General features: G+C 58.3%; 14 protein-coding genes and 1 tRNA gene. 8 read left to right on the top strand and 7 right to left on the bottom strand.

Features of this window, described 5'->3' with window-relative positions:
* Nucleotides 1-33: 33 nt before the first annotated feature.
* The 5 genes from ACR0K5_RS04955 to ACR0K5_RS04935 all read left to right on the top strand — a co-directional run bounded on the left by ACR0K5_RS04955 (nt 34) and on the right by ACR0K5_RS04935 (nt 7,207).
* On the top strand, nt 34-3,246 hold the full coding sequence (locus tag ACR0K5_RS04955) for a reductive dehalogenase (RefSeq protein ID WP_480628599.1): 3,213 nt from the start codon (nt 34-36) through the stop codon (nt 3,244-3,246).
* A gap of 125 nt (nt 3,247-3,371) precedes the next feature.
* Complete coding sequence (locus ACR0K5_RS04950; RefSeq protein WP_480628598.1) at nt 3,372-4,238, top strand: FAD binding domain-containing protein; 867 nt, start codon at nt 3,372-3,374, stop codon at nt 4,236-4,238.
* Nucleotides 4,235-4,714 (top strand): (2Fe-2S)-binding protein, encoded by a 480-nt coding sequence (locus tag ACR0K5_RS04945; RefSeq protein WP_480628597.1) that lies wholly within the window; start codon nt 4,235-4,237, stop codon nt 4,712-4,714. Before ACR0K5_RS04950 ends, ACR0K5_RS04945 begins: the two co-directional genes overlap by 4 nt.
* Nucleotides 4,714-6,969, top strand: a complete 2,256-nt coding sequence (locus ACR0K5_RS04940) for a xanthine dehydrogenase family protein molybdopterin-binding subunit (RefSeq protein ID WP_480628596.1) — start codon at nt 4,714-4,716, stop codon at nt 6,967-6,969. Before ACR0K5_RS04945 ends, ACR0K5_RS04940 begins: the two co-directional genes overlap by 1 nt.
* The gene (locus ACR0K5_RS04935) at nt 6,962-7,207 is read left to right on the top strand and encodes a MoaD/ThiS family protein (protein WP_480628595.1); all 246 of its coding nucleotides are present in this window, start codon (nt 6,962-6,964) and stop codon (nt 7,205-7,207) included. Before ACR0K5_RS04940 ends, ACR0K5_RS04935 begins: the two co-directional genes overlap by 8 nt.
* Here the strand turns inward: ACR0K5_RS04935 and ACR0K5_RS04930 are convergent.
* Nucleotides 7,204-7,908, bottom strand: coding sequence for a lysophospholipid acyltransferase family protein (locus tag ACR0K5_RS04930; RefSeq protein WP_480628594.1), 705 nt, complete (start codon nt 7,906-7,908; stop codon nt 7,204-7,206). The two genes, ACR0K5_RS04935 and ACR0K5_RS04930, sit on opposite strands and share 4 nt — an antisense overlap.
* A gap of 142 nt (nt 7,909-8,050) precedes the next feature.
* On the opposite strand from ACR0K5_RS04930, the gene ACR0K5_RS04925 reads away from it, so the two are divergent.
* Nucleotides 8,051-8,126, top strand: a tRNA-Trp gene (locus ACR0K5_RS04925).
* 70 nt (nt 8,127-8,196) lie between these two features.
* On the opposite strand, the gene ACR0K5_RS04920 is transcribed toward ACR0K5_RS04925, so the two are convergent.
* Nucleotides 8,197-8,883, bottom strand: a complete 687-nt coding sequence (locus ACR0K5_RS04920; protein WP_480628593.1) for a VPLPA-CTERM sorting domain-containing protein — start codon at nt 8,881-8,883, stop codon at nt 8,197-8,199.
* A gap of 449 nt (nt 8,884-9,332) precedes the next feature.
* Entirely contained in the window at nt 9,333-10,259 is a 927-nt protein-coding gene (locus tag ACR0K5_RS04915) for an alpha/beta fold hydrolase (RefSeq protein ID WP_480628592.1), read from the bottom strand.
* A 219-nt stretch (nt 10,260-10,478) separates the two neighbouring features.
* Here ACR0K5_RS04915 and lptF point away from each other — a divergent pair, with 219 nt between their 5' ends.
* A complete protein-coding gene (gene lptF, locus ACR0K5_RS04910; protein ID WP_480628591.1) occupies nt 10,479-11,618 on the top strand; it encodes an LPS export ABC transporter permease LptF in 1,140 nt (379 codons plus the stop codon).
* Between the two features lie 3 nt (nt 11,619-11,621).
* Here the strand turns inward: lptF and ACR0K5_RS04905 are convergent, their stop codons facing one another.
* Nucleotides 11,622-12,455: a LysR family transcriptional regulator gene (locus ACR0K5_RS04905; RefSeq protein ID WP_480628590.1), complete on the bottom strand. Its 834-nt coding sequence runs from the start codon at nt 12,453-12,455 to the stop codon at nt 11,622-11,624.
* Between the two features lie 101 nt (nt 12,456-12,556).
* Here ACR0K5_RS04905 and ACR0K5_RS04900 point away from each other — a divergent pair, with 101 nt between their 5' ends.
* Entirely contained in the window at nt 12,557-13,159 is a 603-nt protein-coding gene (locus ACR0K5_RS04900) for an HD domain-containing protein (RefSeq protein ID WP_480628589.1), read from the top strand.
* 39 nt (nt 13,160-13,198) lie between these two features.
* On the opposite strand, the gene speB is transcribed toward ACR0K5_RS04900, so the two are convergent.
* The 3 genes from speB to ACR0K5_RS04885 form a co-directional block, all read right to left on the bottom strand.
* Entirely contained in the window at nt 13,199-14,041 is an 843-nt protein-coding gene (speB, locus tag ACR0K5_RS04895; protein ID WP_480628588.1) for an agmatinase, read from the bottom strand.
* Entirely contained in the window at nt 14,038-15,207 is a 1,170-nt protein-coding gene (gene nspC, locus ACR0K5_RS04890; protein WP_480628587.1) for a carboxynorspermidine decarboxylase, read from the bottom strand. The genes speB and nspC overlap by 4 nt, the downstream gene beginning before the upstream one ends.
* An 85-nt stretch (nt 15,208-15,292) precedes the next feature.
* Nucleotides 15,293-16,516, bottom strand: a complete 1,224-nt coding sequence (locus tag ACR0K5_RS04885) for a saccharopine dehydrogenase family protein (protein ID WP_480628586.1) — start codon at nt 16,514-16,516, stop codon at nt 15,293-15,295.
* Nucleotides 16,517-16,536 lie beyond the last annotated feature (20 nt).

Below are 16,536 nucleotides of genomic sequence, written 5' to 3'. Positions count from 1 at the left end.
GGTTAGGGGTTGAGTCGAAACAGGAGGCACATAATGGGAATCCGCTTTTTTTCGGATAAAAACCGGCCCGTTCACATGGGTCGCTTCCCGCTCGAGCGTCTGGCCCGACAAGATGACATGCCTGATCTGTCGCTTGTGCCTTCAATGGCTGACCTGAGCTTCCACCGACCGGAACAACCCGACAGCATCGTCAACGCGATGGGCGAGTTTCAGGCGATGATGGATGCGATCCGCGACGGGCTGGTGAACCCGATTGCGTCAGAGATCCCCTCAGACCCGCTGGATCGTGCCAACCACCTGAAAGCGTTTGGATATTTCAACGATGCGTCGATGATGGGCTGCGGACCTTTGCCATCGGACGCTTTGCTGGATGAACCGCGCCGCAACCCCGATATCGATCGGCTTGCGCATGCGTTGCGTACCCGCCAGACTAAAACGCTGGCCTCCGGGATTGATGTCATCATGGCCGACCTGAAAGACAGCATGGAGGCAGCACCCAAGCCAATTGACAGCCATCGTCACAGCATCGTTTTTCTTTACGAATATAACCGTGATCCTGATCCCTCCGAGCCCGGTGCAGATTGGATCATCGACGCGCAGGAGCATCGCGCCTGCCTGCTGGCGACCGAGAACGCTGTGGTCATAGCCAACTATATCCGCCTGTTGGGTTTTGATGCGCGGGCGCATAGCATGATGTCGTCCGAGGTGGATTTGGGCAAGCTGGCGGTGGCCGCAGGGCTGGCCTCGGTTGAGGACGGTGAGATCGTGGTGCCGTGGCTGGGAACACGCTTTGGTCTGGCCGCCGTGACGACCGAGATGCCCATTGCGCATGACCAACCGCTTCAGCCCATGGCGCAGCAGCCGTGGTTTCGGACGCAGGGGCCGGCATGGTGGTTGGGAACGGGCTTTGCCAAGAACGCTCTCAACCGCGATCCTTATGCCAAGCGGCACTATGTGGACGGGGCACATCCTTTCGAGAAACTCAACCGGGTTGAGACCCCGACCACTTACATCGACGAAGAGAATGTCGCCCGCGTTCCCAAACGCGCCGACATGTTTGCACGCGCACAGTTCGGTGACATGGGCAAATCGCTGCAGGACGCCGCAAAGGGCGGTTACTACGTGCGCAAGGCTGCGCCCAGCTTTGCCCAACGGCGCGCCTTGGGGGCCTTCGTGCTGTTGCAGGATGGCGAAAGCGCGGACGTACCGAAGCCAACCGATGCTGAACGGAATGCGGCGAATATCAAGGCGGCGACCTATTTTCTGGGCGTCGATGCGGTGGGCCTCAGCCGTTGCCCGGATTGGGCGTGGTACTCCCACGATGCGACGGGCGAAGAAATCGTGCCGCCCCATGATCAGGCCATAAGCATGATCATCGATCAGGGCTATGAAACGATGGAAGGCGCCAGTGGCGATGACTGGATCAGTGTTGCCCAATCCATGCGCGCCTATTTGCGGTTTTCACTGCTGGGTGGGGTGATTGCGCAGCAAATCCGCAACCTCGGCTACAAGGCCAAGGCGCATACGGTGATGGATGGCGAGGTACTGCAACCTCCGCTGTTGTTGCTGTCCGGTCTGGGCGAGGTCAGCCGGATCGGCGAGGTGATCCTGAACCCATATCTGGGGCCGCGCCTGAAATCCGGAGCGGTGACCACCGATATGCCGATGGATCATGACAAGCCGATTGATTTTGGTCTGCAGAGCTTTTGCGAAAGCTGCAACAAATGTGCCCGCGAATGTCCATCCGGGGCAATTACAGCCGGGCCAAAACTGATGTTCAATGGCTATGAGATCTGGAAGTCCGACAGCCAGAAATGTGCGACCTATCGTGTAACCACTCCGGGCGGTGCAATGTGCGGGCGGTGCATGAAGACCTGTCCATGGAACCTTGAGGGCCTCTTCAAGGAACGCCCGTTCCGCTGGGCCGCGATGAACATCCCGTCGGCGGCACCCGCACTGGCCAAATTGGACGATGCGGTTGGCAATGGCGGCCTTAACGACATCAAGAAGTGGTGGTGGGATATCGAGCTTCAGCCAGACGGCGCTTATCGCCCCGCATCCCAACCGCTGAACCGGCGCGATCTGCAAAAGGATCTGGACCTGAAGTACGAGGATCAGACTCTCGCCGTCTATCCCGCTTATCTGGCTCCGCACCCATGGCCCTATCCCTTTGCAATGGACCGAGAGGCCGGGATCGCCGCTTACGAGGCTTTGGTCACCGCAGATGACTACAAGACCCGTAAGGCAGCGGGCGACATGTCGGTCATCCACCGCTATCAGATCGCCGGTGACGCGCCGGTGATGCGGGTCGCCGTGACCAAGGTCGACAAGATGACGACCGATGTAACGAAATATGAATTCTCACCGCTGGACGGTGCGCCCCTGCCGGGATGGACAGCGGGCGCACATCTGGACGTATTGGTCGCACCGGAGTTCCTGCGGCAATATTCCATGTCCGGAGATCCGTCGGATCGTGCAACCTATCAGATCGGAGTGCTGCGCGAGGATGATGGGCGCGGCGGGTCGGCCCTGCTGCATCGTATCTTCAATGAGGGCCGAAAGGTTTTCATCTCGAAACCGATCAACCACTTTGATCTGGATGAGACGGCAACCAAAACCTTCCTGATGGGCGGCGGCATCGGCATCACCCCGATGATCGCCTTTGCCCACCGCCTGCACGCATTGGGCCGGGAGTTCGAGCTGCACTATTCGGCCAGCACACGGGGCGGGGCGGGGTATCTGGAGGATTTGGCCGCAATGTCCTGGGCAGACCGCGTTCATTACCATTTCTCAGATGAAGGAACCCGCGCCGATCTGGATACGATCTTGTCCGGCTATCAGAACGGATGGCATGTCTATACCTGCGGGCCGGATCGCTACATGGATGGTGTGATGCACGCGGCAGAGCAGCAAGGCTTTCCCGAAGAGGCGCGGCATCTGGAATATTTTTCGGTTCCCGAAACGCCCGAATACGAAAACCATCCGTTTACCCTGAAGCTCGCGCGCTCGGGCAATACGCTGCCCGTGCCCGCAGACAAGGACGCAGCGCAGGTTCTGAACGAAGCCGGTTTTCACGTGGATGTGAAATGCGCTGACGGAATCTGCGGCGTATGCAAATGCGGCGTTCTTTCGGGTGAGGTCGAGCACCGGGATTTCGTTTTGTCCATGAAACAGCGTGAAGGAGCCATGATCTTGTGCCAAAGCCGTGCCGCGGAACCGGGCGGAGTGATTGAAGTCAATCTCTGAACCCAGCCTAAAAGCGACATTTGCAAGATGAATTTTGGTCGCTCGGCCCATGGACGCCGGGCGAGGGGTGAATTAACGTCGCCGCGAACCCAGATATTCCTGACCAACAGGTACGAGGTAACTTCATGGATTATCACAGCCCCGCCAGCTTTGCCGAGGCCTCGGCTCTGGCCGCGAATGCGACGGGTACAACACGATTTCTGGCGGGCGGTACGGATGTACTGGTGCAGCTGCGCTCGGAACTGGTGACGCCCGATACGCTTATAGACATCAAGAAAATCAAGGGCGTAAACGACATCGCCGGCAATGCGGATGGCAGTTGGACGCTGGGCGTGGCCACAACCGGAGCAGAGATGAGCGAGCACCCCGAGTTGGGCAAGGATTGGCCCGGCGTGGTCGAGGCGATGGACCTGATCGGATCAACTCAGGTGCAGGGACGGGCAACGCTGACCGGCAACTTGTGCAATGGTTCACCGGCGGCTGATTCCGTGCCCGCTATGGTTGCCGCTGGTGTGACTGTTACGGTCACCGGACCGAATGGCACGCGTGAAGTCGCGGTCGAAGATATTCCGACAGGTCCTGGCAAGACATCGCTGACGAAAGGAGAGGTGGTCTCCGCCGTCAACATCCCCGCCCGCGGTGAGAACGCAGGCGACGCTTATCTGCGCTTCATTCCCCGCACTGAAATGGACATTGCCGTGGTCGGCGTCGGCGTTAACCTGCGTCTGGAGGGTGACACGATCACCGAAGCCCGTGTGTCGCTAGGCGCCGTCGCCCCTACCGTTCTGCTGGTTGAAGGCTGTGCCAAGGCGATCATCGGCAGCACTTTGGACGATGCAGCATTGGACGCGTTGGCAGCGGCTGCGTCAGCCGCTTGCAACCCGATTGATGATAAACGCGGCACGATCGAATTTCGAACCGAAGTCGCTGGCGTACTGGCCAAACGCGCCGCGAAAATCGCCTATGCCCGTGCCAAGGGAGAAAACGCATGAGCAAGCTCCATGTTTCAACCACCGTAAACGGGGACGCGGTCGAATACCTGTGTGACCCGCGTGAAACCCTGCTGGACTGTCTGCGCGACAAGCTGAACCTGACCGGCTCGAAAGAGGGCTGTGGTACCGGTGACTGCGGCGCGTGCTCGGTCACTGTCGATGGTCGCCTGGTCTGCTCGTGCCTGATGCTGGGGGTCGAGGCCGAGGGCAAGCAGATCGAAACCGTCGAAGGCATCGCAGACGGAGACGTTCTGCACCCATTGCAGAAGAAGATGATCGAATATGCCGCGCTTCAGTGCGGTATCTGTACGCCGGGCATACTGGTGGCGGCCAAGTCGCTGCTGGAGAAGAACCCGAACCCGACCGAGGAAGAGACCCGGTATTGGCTGGCTGGCAATCTCTGCCGCTGCACCGGGTATGACAAGATCATTCGCGCCGTGATGGATACGGCGGCTGAACTGCGGGAGGCGTCATAATGGCTCTGGACGATCGTAAATCAGACTTCACTTTCGTTGGCACCCGTCCCGACCGTCCCGATGGTCTGGACAAGGTGACAGGTCGCGCCAAGTTCGGTGCGGATATCTCGGCCCCCGGTATGTTGCATGGTGCGGTTCTGCGGTCCCCTCATGCCCACGCGCGGATCGTGAAGATCGATGCCTCGAAAGCCGAGGCGCACAAAGACGTCAAAGCCGTCGTAACGCGTGCCGACTTTGCCGATGTGCCCTTCAAGCCGGGGCTCGAGGGCGAATTTTATAGCGTTCTCGAAAACGTCATGGCTGGCGAGAAAGCCCTCTATGACGGTCACGCGGTTGCTGCAGTTGCGGCGACCTCTGCTCTGGCCGCACGTGACGCGCTTAAGCTGATCGTGGTTGAATACGAAGTGCTGCCGCACGTCACCGATGTGGACAAGGCGATGGCCACGGATGCGCCTGTGATCCGTGAAGGGGCGGCAGACTATTCTGTGCCCGAAGGAATGCATCCAAACGTCGTGCGCTATCACGAAAGTGGCCACGGCGATGTCGAGGCCGGCTTTGCCGAAGCCGATCTGGTCATTGAAGACAGCTTTGTGACCGAGGCGACCCACCAGGGCTACATCGAACCGCACGCCTGTCTGGGTATGCTGGGTAACGATGGTAAGGGCGAGTTGTGGTGCACGACCCAAGGTCACTGGATCGCGCAAAAGACCTGTGCGGCGCTGCTGGGAATCGAAACCTCTCAGCTGCGCGTCACGGCGTCTGAAATCGGCGGCGGTTTTGGCGGCAAGACCACGGTGTTCATCGAACCCGTCGCGCTGGCGCTCAGCCGCAAGGCCAACCGTCCGGTCAAGATCGTGATGACCAGGTCCGAGGTTTTCCGTGCCACCGGGCCGACCTCTTCGGCGTCAATGGACGTGAAGATCGGCATGAAGAAAGACGGCACGATCACGGCGGCGCAGGGTGTCTTCCGCCTGCAAGGCGGGGCCTTCCCGGGTGCGCCGGGCGACATGACCGCCATGTGCGCCTTTGCCCCTTACAACCTGACCAACGTCAAGCAGATCGGTTACGACGTAATGTCGAATCGTCCGAAACAGGCCGCCTACCGCGCGCCGGGCGCGCCTATGGGGGCCTTCGCCGTTGAGTCGGTCATTGATGAACTCTGCAACAAACTGGGCCTCGATCCGGTCGATGTACGTCTGAAAAACGCCGCGCATGAGGGCACCAAGGCCAGCTATGGCCCGACTTATGAACGCATCGGTCTGGTCGAAACGCTTGAAGCTGCCAAGGCGCATCCACACTATGCGGCCCCCCTGAAACCGGGGCAGGGGCGCGGGATTTCCTGTGGCTTCTGGTTCAACCACGGCGGCGAGACTTCGGTGTCTCTGGCGTTGTCCGAGGACGGTTCGGCGCAGTTGATGGTCGGGACACCCGACATTGGCGGGTCGCGCGCGTCCATGGCGCTGATGGCAGCCGAGGTTCTGGGCATCGCCTATGAGAACATCCGTGTGACCGTCGCCGACACAGCGACACTTGGTTACAACGACGTGAGCCACGGTTCGCGTGTGACCTACGCGTCGGGCCTCGCCACGATCAAGGCCGCAAAACACGCGGTCGAGAAACTGTGCGAACGCGCGGCGGCCAAGTGGGGAATCCCGGTCGATGCGGTGAAATGGGAAGACGGCTGCGCGGTGCCCTCGGGCCCCAATGCGGGCGATTTCGATCCGATTCCTCTGGCGGATATCACGGCGGATATGGGATCAACCGGAGGCCCGATCTCGGGCCATTTCGAAGCGACCCCGGAAGGCGCGGGGGTATCTTTTGGCACCCATATCGTCGACGCCGAGGTTGATCCTGAGACCGGCAAGACCAGCGTGACCCGCTATACGGTCATTCAGGATGCCGGCAAGGCGATCCACCCGACCTATGTGGAAGGCCAGTTCCAAGGCGGTGCCGCGCAGGGCATCGGCTGGGCCCTGAATGAGGAATATATCTATGGCCAGGATGGCCGGTTGCAAAACTCGATCTTCCTTGACTATCGCATTCCGGTCGCCAGCGACTTGCCGATGATCGACACAGTGATCGTCGAAGTTCCCAACCCCGGCCACCCGTTTGGGGTGCGCGGCGTGGGCGAGACGGGCATCGTGCCGCCACTGGCCGCCATTGCCAACGCGGTTTCCAATGCGGCGGGTGTTCGGTTGAAACAACTGCCGATGTCTCCACCGCGCATTCTGGCGGCGCTCAAGGACAATGGTTGAGGTCCACCTCTGGTCCGGTCTCCGGTCACTGACCGGAGGCCAGCAGGTGGTTAAGGTCGAGGCCAAGACCACCGGAGAGCTTCTGCGGGCTTTGATTCAGGCCCACCCGCAATTGCAGGCCCCCATTGATGCGGGGGTTTCAATCGCGATTGACGGGCGCGTTATTGCCACCGGGCTCACGGAACCGATTCCCGAAGGCAGTGAGATCTATCTGATGCAACGTCTCCGGGGCGGTTAGGCGTCAGGCGACCACGGCTCGCGCCCGACCATACGGTCAGCTTCTGCCGTGATGTCGTTCATATGCTGCTCAAGGCTCAGGCGTAGGGCCTCGATTTCCTCTTCGCTTGCCTTGCGCGGAACCGCTTCGGTCCACTCTCGGCACAGAAACACCCCTTCGTTGCGCCAGGGGCGGGGCATCAGAAGGCGATCCCAGGTTCCCGCTTCGCGACCGTGTTTCGCTGAAAAGGTGATGCCAAACACACGCTTACCCGAGGTGCGCGCCCACACCAACGGAACCGTCGACAGAATCCGTTCTGGCCCACGCGGGCCATCTGCCGCGATACCAATGGAAATCCCCTGTTTCATCATGCCCAGAACTTGACGTGACAAGGCGACGTGGCGTGTCTTGCTGGCCATGGCTATCGTGTCCATGCCAAACAGCTTTTGTACCCGGCCCACCATACTGCCAGCCCGGGCAGAGGAAGTGATCGAACAGATCCGCCCCTTGTCCAGCGGGAAGAAGTAAGGCGACTGCGCCAGCCGTTGGTGCCAGAGCACAACGATGACCGGCTCGCCCCGTTCGGCCAACTGGTCCAGTTCTTCGTACCCGATACGCTGCCAGCGCGTGTTTCGATTGACCAATCGGATGTAACTGGCGATCCGGCGTGCCACCCAGTTCAGCACGGCTTCGCTGTCTGCGATCTTCTTGCGGAGGTTCACACGGGGTTCCTTTTGCTGACCGGACCTTGTCTTAGCGCACTGCGCATTTTGCGCAACTTGTTTGTCGGATCAGATAGTGGCGTGGATTCTGAAAAAGCCTCTTGAGTCCACCGCGCGGCTGGCATATCTGAGGGCTCACTAAAGGGGTATAGCTCAGTTGGTAGAGCGACGGTCTCCAAAACCGTAGGTCGCGGGTTCGAACCCTGCTGCCCCTGCCAGTAAAATCCAAAGCAAGAATTCAGATGCACGTTCGGCGTTTGTTGCTGAAACGAAGGCAGTTCGGGTGTTTCAGGCTCGTGCGCGCTTCGATCTGCGAGAGAATGCGGCAAATCCACCGACTGCCCCTAGCAGTAACCAAGCCGTAGCTGGTAACGGAACTGGCGCAACCAATGACAGCGAGGTCACAGTTCCCCTGATCTGCGCGCCGTTTGTGGTACCAGAGGTCTGCTGGTCTCCATAGATGTAGAAAAAATTGGATGTATAGTCCGCCAAATTCAAAGAGGTCGGAAGCGCAAGCCCGGACAAAACACTAGCTGTAGAATCCCGGAACTGGATATTGAAGCCAGTAAAAGTCTGGCTGCCACTAGGACCTACAATGGCTCTCGGCTGAAATTCGACGAAGTGATCGGTAGGGTAAATGCTCGTTTGGACGCCCCCGACTGAAGTATTGTAGCCTGGTGTGTTCTGGTCGATGGAAAACGCCCCTGAGGGAAGAGCCGCGCTGAGTTTGACACCATCGTATCGGGCGAAAAACGACCCGCCACCAGTAGAAATAGCATTGGGGTCATAGACAATCTGGCCTGTAATTGTGTCGCCAATAGAAAGCCCCGAAAAATCAATTGGCCCCGAACCGTTGCCGATCGTCGGCATTGAATCGATTCTGGCTGTAAAAGTATAGGTCAACGCATTTGCAGTTGAGGCGGAGATCACTAAAAGAACAGCAGTCGCAAGTCTCTTCAGGACTTCAAAACTCATACCATTTCCCCTCAATTAACATATGCATAATAGCAATTTTGTGGCCAATCAGCAACATATGCATTGTCGAGCTACCTAGAGTTGTTCTGTATTGCAGCCTAAAGCTATCGAATGATGAGTGCGCATTGCCGGGCCAGTGAATATCCCGGCATATCTCGAATACTTGCCGACGACATTTATGCTGCTGCCTGAACGACATCTCGCTGGTGGAAATTTGATCCGATCTGACAGAAACCAGATCTCGTGTTGAAGCGTACTTCTCGGGGCAATTGCCGATTATGTTTGGTTTCTTGCGCTGGTTCTGATCGATATCTTCTCGGTTATCCCTTCACGCTGGTTGTGCCGCGCACTTATCCAGCAAGCGGAATGAACCAGTGCGGCGCCCGCCTTCTATCAAAGCCTACCCGTACAGGCGGACCGTCACAGACAGGCGCTGGGCGACTGGTCAGTCAGGTCAGTAGCGCCAGATCTCCGATATTTGTCTTGTGTCGGGTCGGCATCGTTTTTGCCGGGTGCCCGTCGATCGTCAGGGCGAGATCCTCATAAAACCCGTCGCTGTCGAACCACCAGCGATGCGATTTCATCATCTTGCGCTGTCCCTTTGGCACGTCCTGCTTGTATTGGTCGTCACAATAAATGTCCCAATGACCTTTCGAGGTCAGCTTGGGCATCCCAACACGGCCAGCGCGCTGCCGCCCGCCATGCACAACCCCACCGGCCAGGGCCAGGACCTTGTCTTTGCGGCTGTAGTAGTTGGTGAACCGCTTGCAGCGCTTTTTCAGAACCAGATCGCCCCATGCGCCTTTTTCCAGCCATTCTGCATCGATATCACCTGACGCAAACATGACCTGATCCGCAGACCAGATCTTGTTTCCCGGTCCTGCCGAATCCCCGAAATCCGAGAAAGCGCGCAATACGGCCAATGCCCCCATGGAATGTGCGATGATGTGGACCTTGGGGCGTGGGGCCATCCCCAACAACGGTAAAATCCCATCCCCCACCAGATGCGGAGCCACGGCCTTGGCATCCGACCGGTCCGAGTCATAGGTGTGGATTGATCCGTCGCTGGGCCAGTCGAACGCAACGACAGCCCCCTGATACCCCTTGGTCCGGAGGTTGCTTTCGATTTTTCCCAGCCGGTCCAGCATATCTTTCTGGCTGGTGTTGAACCCGTGGACATAAATCAGGACGGCCGAATCTCCGCCTTCCTGACGCACGAGATTCAGCCATTTCGCCTGCTTGACGATGCTGCCCTTGCGAATTTTGCCACCCGGACTTTGGTGGGTAATGTGAACATATCTTGTCTTTGCAGCCGGCTTTAAGGTGAACTTCTTCTTCTGCGCGTTATAGGTGCGGCGGGAAAAAAACAGTGCCATTTCATAAACTCCATTCTAATCAATCTGTAAAATGTGCCATGAACCGCTGTTTTCACAAAGAGCTATCTCCTAACCTTTCCGGTGCCAAATCGGGGTTGCGCGGTGAAAACCGGTATGTGCGAAGGTTGCGCACAGAGGTAGGCTGTCGTCCAATGCCTGTTTCCTCTGTCGGCTTAATGCCCTAGTGTCCGCTGCAAACGAACACACGCAAGAGGCCCCATGTCGCGTTTTGATGGATATTTCCTGCGGCAATTGCTGATTCTGTTTGGCTTTTTCACCCTGGTGTTGGTCGGTGTGTTCTGGATCACCCGGTCCGTCAGCCTGTTTGACAGGGTCATCAGCGGCGGTCAGTCGGCGATGGTGTTTCTGGAATTCACGGCGCTGACCCTACCGACCCTGATCCGGACGGTCATGCCCATGGCGGTGTTTGCTGCTGCCGTCTATGCCACCAACCGCCTGAGCCGCGAAAGTGAGCTGACTGTTATGCTGGCCACCGGGTCCAGCCCCTGGCGGCTGGCCCGGGCGGTTATGCTGTTTGGTGTGATTACCGGGTTGATGATGGCGATCATCAGCGTGTTTTTGCGCCCCGCCTCGGTTGAACAGCTGGAGTTTCGGCAGGCCGAGGTTGCAGGAGATGTCACTGCCCAGCTTCTGAACGAAGGAGAGTTTCTGCACCCTGCCGAAGGCGTCACGGTTTACATAGGCAGTATCGATCTGGACGGCACGCTCCATGAGGTGTTCGTTTCGGACCGTCGCGATCCTGAAAACGCGGTCAGTTATTCCAGCGTAACGGCTTATCTGGTCAATAACGACAGCGGCATCCACCTTGTGATGGTTGACGGAGTCGCCCTGCGTCTGAACCAAGAAGGCAATGTGCTGTCCTCGACCCTGTTCCAGGACGCCTCCTATGACATCTCGGAACTGACGAATACAAGCCCGATGGCCCGTCGTAGCCTTGAAGCTATCCCAACAGCCGATCTGATCCGCAACCGCGACGCGATTTCCGCTGCGGAAGGGTTCAGCCAAGGAAGACTGATCGAAGAATTACACCAGCGGTTCTCGTGGATCGCGATTTGTGTAGCAGTAGCCTTGGCCGGGTATTCGACCCTGATGCTGGGCAGCTTTTCCCGGTTTGGATTGTGGCCGCAGATTCTGGGCGCGTTCACCATTCTTGTGCTGCTGGAAGGGGTTCGCGGGTTCGTTTCTCCGGTGGTGATTGATGACCCGGCGCTTTGGATACTCCTTTACCTTCCCGCAATCATGGGCGTGCTGATCTCGGGCTTCTTCTTACTTGTAGCCGGCCGACCGCTTTTGCGAAAAAGGGTGCGCGAGCCGCAAACCATGCCGACACCGGCTTGATGTCTAGCTACGAAGATCCACCAGACAGTTGCGAATGTCGTCAAATTCCTCGCGGTCACCGCGAGCCACCAGATACATCGGCAGCGGCAGTCTGACACTGTCCTCAACCCGCACAAGGGCACCCGAGGCCAGATGTTCGGAAATGACGTAATCGGGGAAATAGCCGTTTCCGCCCCTTTGCAGGACATATCGCAGCGCCATCATGCAATTGCCAAGAAACACGGTCTGGCCCGACGCCCGTCGCGCAGCTGATCTTACATGATCCTGATAGATCTCGCCCAGTTCAAGATTGACGAAGACCAAATCATCGTCTGTGCCAACAGCTGCCGGCGTTCGCACCAGAGACAACAGCTCCGGTTCCAATTCATGCCACGTGACACGCCGGTCGGATGGCTTTTCATGTGTGATCGCGGCGTCAAGTACATGGGTTGCCACAGCCTCGACCATGTTCAGGTCATGATCGTAGTTCAGTGTGAGCAGCAGCTTGCCACAGCGCTGTTCAAAGCGCACAGCGAGATCAACCAGCAGCGGGTCCCAGATGCTGAGTTGGCCGCCCAATCGCAGCGCCGGGCGATTTTGTGCCTGTACTGGCAAATCGCGCGAAGCAAACTCCCAAAGGGACAACATCTGTTCTGCATAAGGTTTGAACTGCCTGCCAAATTCGGTCAGCGCCGTCCCTCCTGCACCGCGGGTAAACAGCGCTTTGCCGGTTTCCTCTTCGATCAGGCGAATACGTGCGCTGACTGCGGTCTGCGTGACATTCAACTTACGAGCGGCGGCATGAAAGCCACCGGCTTCGGCCACACACAGAAAAGTTTCCAGAGCTTTGGTTTGCATATCGAAAGTATTTTTTGATCACAGTGATGAAATCAATTCATTTTTTTGAAGGGTAGTATCGTAGTAACCTAAAGGGCAGGAAACATGCCAAAGGATCAGTCATGCTGGACAAAAGCCACAAACCCACCTGGACCAGTTTTGAGAACGCCACCAAGGAAGATTTCCTGGCGGTCATGGATTACGAAGACGCCTATAACGCGGCCTTGCCGGATCGTATCCTAGACGCCATCCGTTCCCTGGACGAAGAGTGGACGCCGTATCCGGTCAACCGGTATCAGCACAGTCTGCAGGCCGCGACTCGTGCCTACAATGATGGGGCGGACGAAGAGATTGTGATAGCGGCCCTTGTACATGACACCGGCGACATCCTGTCGCCCTATAACCATGGCGAGCTGTCAGCCGCGATGATGAAACCTTATGTCAGCGAGAAAACCTATTGGATTCTCAAGCACCACTGTGTGTTTCAGGGGTACTATTACAATCATTTCCTGGGCGGTGACCGCAATGCGCGAGACAAGTATCGCGATAGCCCCTATTGGGAAGATTGCCGCTATTTCTGCCACGAGTATGATCAGTGCGCTTTTGATCCGAATTACCCGACCAAACCGCTGGAATTCTTTGAACCGATGCTGCGCCGGATCCTGAACAAGGGCGAAGGCCATATGGAACTGAACGAAACCGCCGATGACGGCAAAACCGACTAACTGCCAGATCAGGCGGGCCAGTTCGGCCCGCCTGCCTGTTCAGCAACTTGCCATCAGGCGATAGACGATCTGCGCCGCCGTGAAATCCCAGGCGGCGTTTCCGTTGGGCGCCAGTTCGACCACATCGAAGCCAACGCATGTGCGCCCCTTCAGTGCGTGTTCCACCAGACGAAGCGCCTGATAATAGCCCAACCCCCCCGGAACAGGCGTACCAGTGGCGGGCATCTGCGCCGGGTCCAGACCGTCGACATCAAAGCTGACATAGACGAGTTCCGGGAAATCCCCGGGCAGATCGACCGAGTGGATATGACCTGTCACCAGCTCCTCGGCATCGACATGGAAGACATGGTTTTTCAGACGGCTTTTTGCTTCTTCGGTGGAAAAGGCGCGCACACCGAATTGGGCCAGCCGGATACCTTCCTCGGCCAGTAGATGCATGACTGAGGCATGAGAGTGTTTTTCGCCCTGATACGCGTTGCGCAGGTCGGCATGGGCGTCGATCTGCACGATCCCGATTGGCTGACCCAGAGCGCGTGCCACACCCATAACGGCGCCGTAGCTGAGTGAATGCTCGCCCCCCAGTGTCACCGGTATCTTACCTGCACGAACGGCCGCCTCGGTACGTTGGGCAAGGCGTTCCATGATTTCGGGTAGGGCCGCATCGCAATCCAGCGGCTCTTCGGTAAAAATGCCTTCGACGCAGGGTTCGGCGTGGCCGGTAATGCGCTCCAGCTCATTGCTGGCCTCGATGATGGCCTCGGGGCCTTTTGCGGTGCCCGAGCCATAGGACACGGTGCGTTCCAGCGGCACCGGGATCACGCGGAACCGGGCGTCTTCGCTGCGCTCTGACGCGGTGAGTTCACTGTTGAGGAAAATGCTCATGAGAGTCGGTCCTTAAAGTCGTCGTAGCCGAACTGCTTGATGATTTTCAGCTCATCCGTTTCGCTGTTCCACAGGGCGATGGTCGGCAGAGGGACGCCGTTGAAGGTGTTGGTCTTGACCATCGAATAATGCGCCTGATCGAGGAAGGCAAAGCGCCGGCCGATCTCAAGCGGTTTGTCCCATGTGTAATCGCCGATCACGTCGCCCGCCAGACAGGAGGGACCGCCCAGACGGTAGGTATGGCCCGCGCCCGCCTCATCCATCAAGGCCGGACGATAGGGTGCCTCAATCACGTCAGGCATGTGGCACGTAGCTGAGATATCGGTAATCGCGAGGTTCATACTATTCGTCGGTAAATCGAGGATTTCACCCACCAGAATGCCCGCATCCAGCGCAACGGCCTCACCGGGTTCGAGATAGAGGTCGATGTCGTACGTTTCGCGGATTGTTTTGATGAAAGCTACCAGCCCCTCGCGGTCATAGTCGTCGCGTGTGATGTGGTGGCCGCCGCCGAAGTTCAGCCATTTGAGTTGGCCGATATAGGGGGTAAGTTTGGGTTCCACTGCGGCCCATGTGCGTTGCAGCGGCTCGAACCCCTGTTCGCAGAGCGTGTGCATGTGCAGGCCGTCTACTCCGTGCAATGTGTCATCGGTCAACTGACTGACCGGAGTGCCCAGACGCGAGCAGGGGGCGCAGGGGTCGTATTTGGGAATCTCGCCCTCGGAATGTTCCGGGTTGATGCGCAGTCCGACCTGAACGCCTGCGGCCTGGGCTTTGTCGAGGAAGCGATCCTTTTGCGCGGGGGAGTTGAAGATGATGTGGTCGGACAGCGACAGGATATCGTCGATATCGGCGTCCTTGTATCCGGCGCAGAAGGTTGCGACCTCACCGCCATATTCCTCGCGGCCCAGCCGGGCCTCAAAGATGCCGCTGGCGCAGGTGCCGCCGAGATACTGGCGCACCAGCGGGGCGAGTGAGAACATCGAGAAGGCTTTCAGAGCACTCAGCACATGTGCGCCCGAGCGGGTGCCGATATCGGCGAGGATGCTCAGGTTCCGTTCGACGGCTTTTTCGTCGACTACAAAGCACGGCGTGGGAACGCGGCTGAGATCGAAGTTGCGGAAGGCTCCGGCGTCGCCGGCCTGCGTTGTCATCATGTCGGACATAACCGGCGTCTCCGTTGTGTGGAGAGGCCGGGGGCTCTGCCCCCGGACCCCCGGGATATTTTTAGCCAGATGAAGCTAAAGCGGATCAGAAGTCGACCGGGCCGTCGAGTTCGTGAACCTGCCAAGGCAGTCCGTGTTCGTTCAGCATGTCCATGAAATTGTCCGGGTCGAGCTGCTCCATGTTCCACACGCCCGGCTCGGTCCAGTTGCCTTTCAGCACTTGTGCCGCGCCAATCATGGCAGGGACGCCGGTGGTGTAGCTGACGGCCTGGCTGCCGACCTCGGCATAGCATTCCTCGTGGTCGCAGATGTTGTAGATGTAATAGGTCTTCTCGCCCGAGCCATCCTTGGCCTGACCCGTGGCGATGTCGCCGATGCAGGCCTTGCCTTTGGTTTCCGCACCCAGATCGCCGGGATCGGGCAGCAGGGTTTTCAGGAACTGGATCGGGATGATTTCCTTACCGTCATGCATCACCGGGTCGATCCGGGTCATGCCGACATTTTCCAGCACTTTGGCATGGGTGATGTAGGCGTCACCGAAGGTCATCCAGAAGCGGGCGCGGTCGATCTCGGGGAAATGGGTCGAGAGCGACTCCAGTTCCTCGTGATACATAAGGTACATGTTCTTGGGGCCGATGGCGGGGAAGTCGAACTCGACCTTGTGGGTCATCGCCGGGCTGTGTTTCCACTCACCGTTTTCCCAGTGGCGTACTTCGGCCAGCACTTCGCGCAGGTTGATCTCAGGGTTGAAGTTGGTGGCGAACTCCTGATCGTTGCTGCCGCCATTGGCGTCCAGCACGTCGATCTGGCGGATCGTGTCCAGCTTGTGTTTCTTGAGCCATTTCGCGAAGACGCTGGTCACACCCGGATCAAAGCCCGAGCCGAGGATGGCGGTCAGACCAGCCTCTTTGAAGCGTTCCTGATAGGCCCATTGCCAATGGTATTCGAACTTGGCCTCGTCCTCGGGCTCATAGTTCGCGGTGTCGAGATAGTGGATGCCCGCCTCAAGGCAGGCGTCCATCAGCACCAGATCCTGATAGGGCAGGGCGAGGTTTACCAGAATCTCAGCACCGGTTTCCTTGATCAGTTTTACCGTGTCTTCGACCCTGTAGGCGTCCAACTCGGCGGTTTTGATGTCAACACCGACGCGATCCTTAACGGCTGCGGCAATGGCGTCGCATTTCGACTTGGTGCGGCTGGCCAGCGTAATTTCGGTAAAGATGTCCGAATTCATCGCCATCTTGTGCACGGCGGCGTGGGATACGCCGCCTGCGCCGACAACCAGTGTTTTGCCAGTAAATGAACCCATGGGGGTGATCTCCTCTCACA

The sequence above is a fragment of the Ruegeria sp. AB9 genome (genome assembly GCF_056542585.1).
The sequence above is the reverse complement of the archived record's forward strand: the minus strand, read 5'-3'. Positions and strand labels throughout refer to the sequence as shown.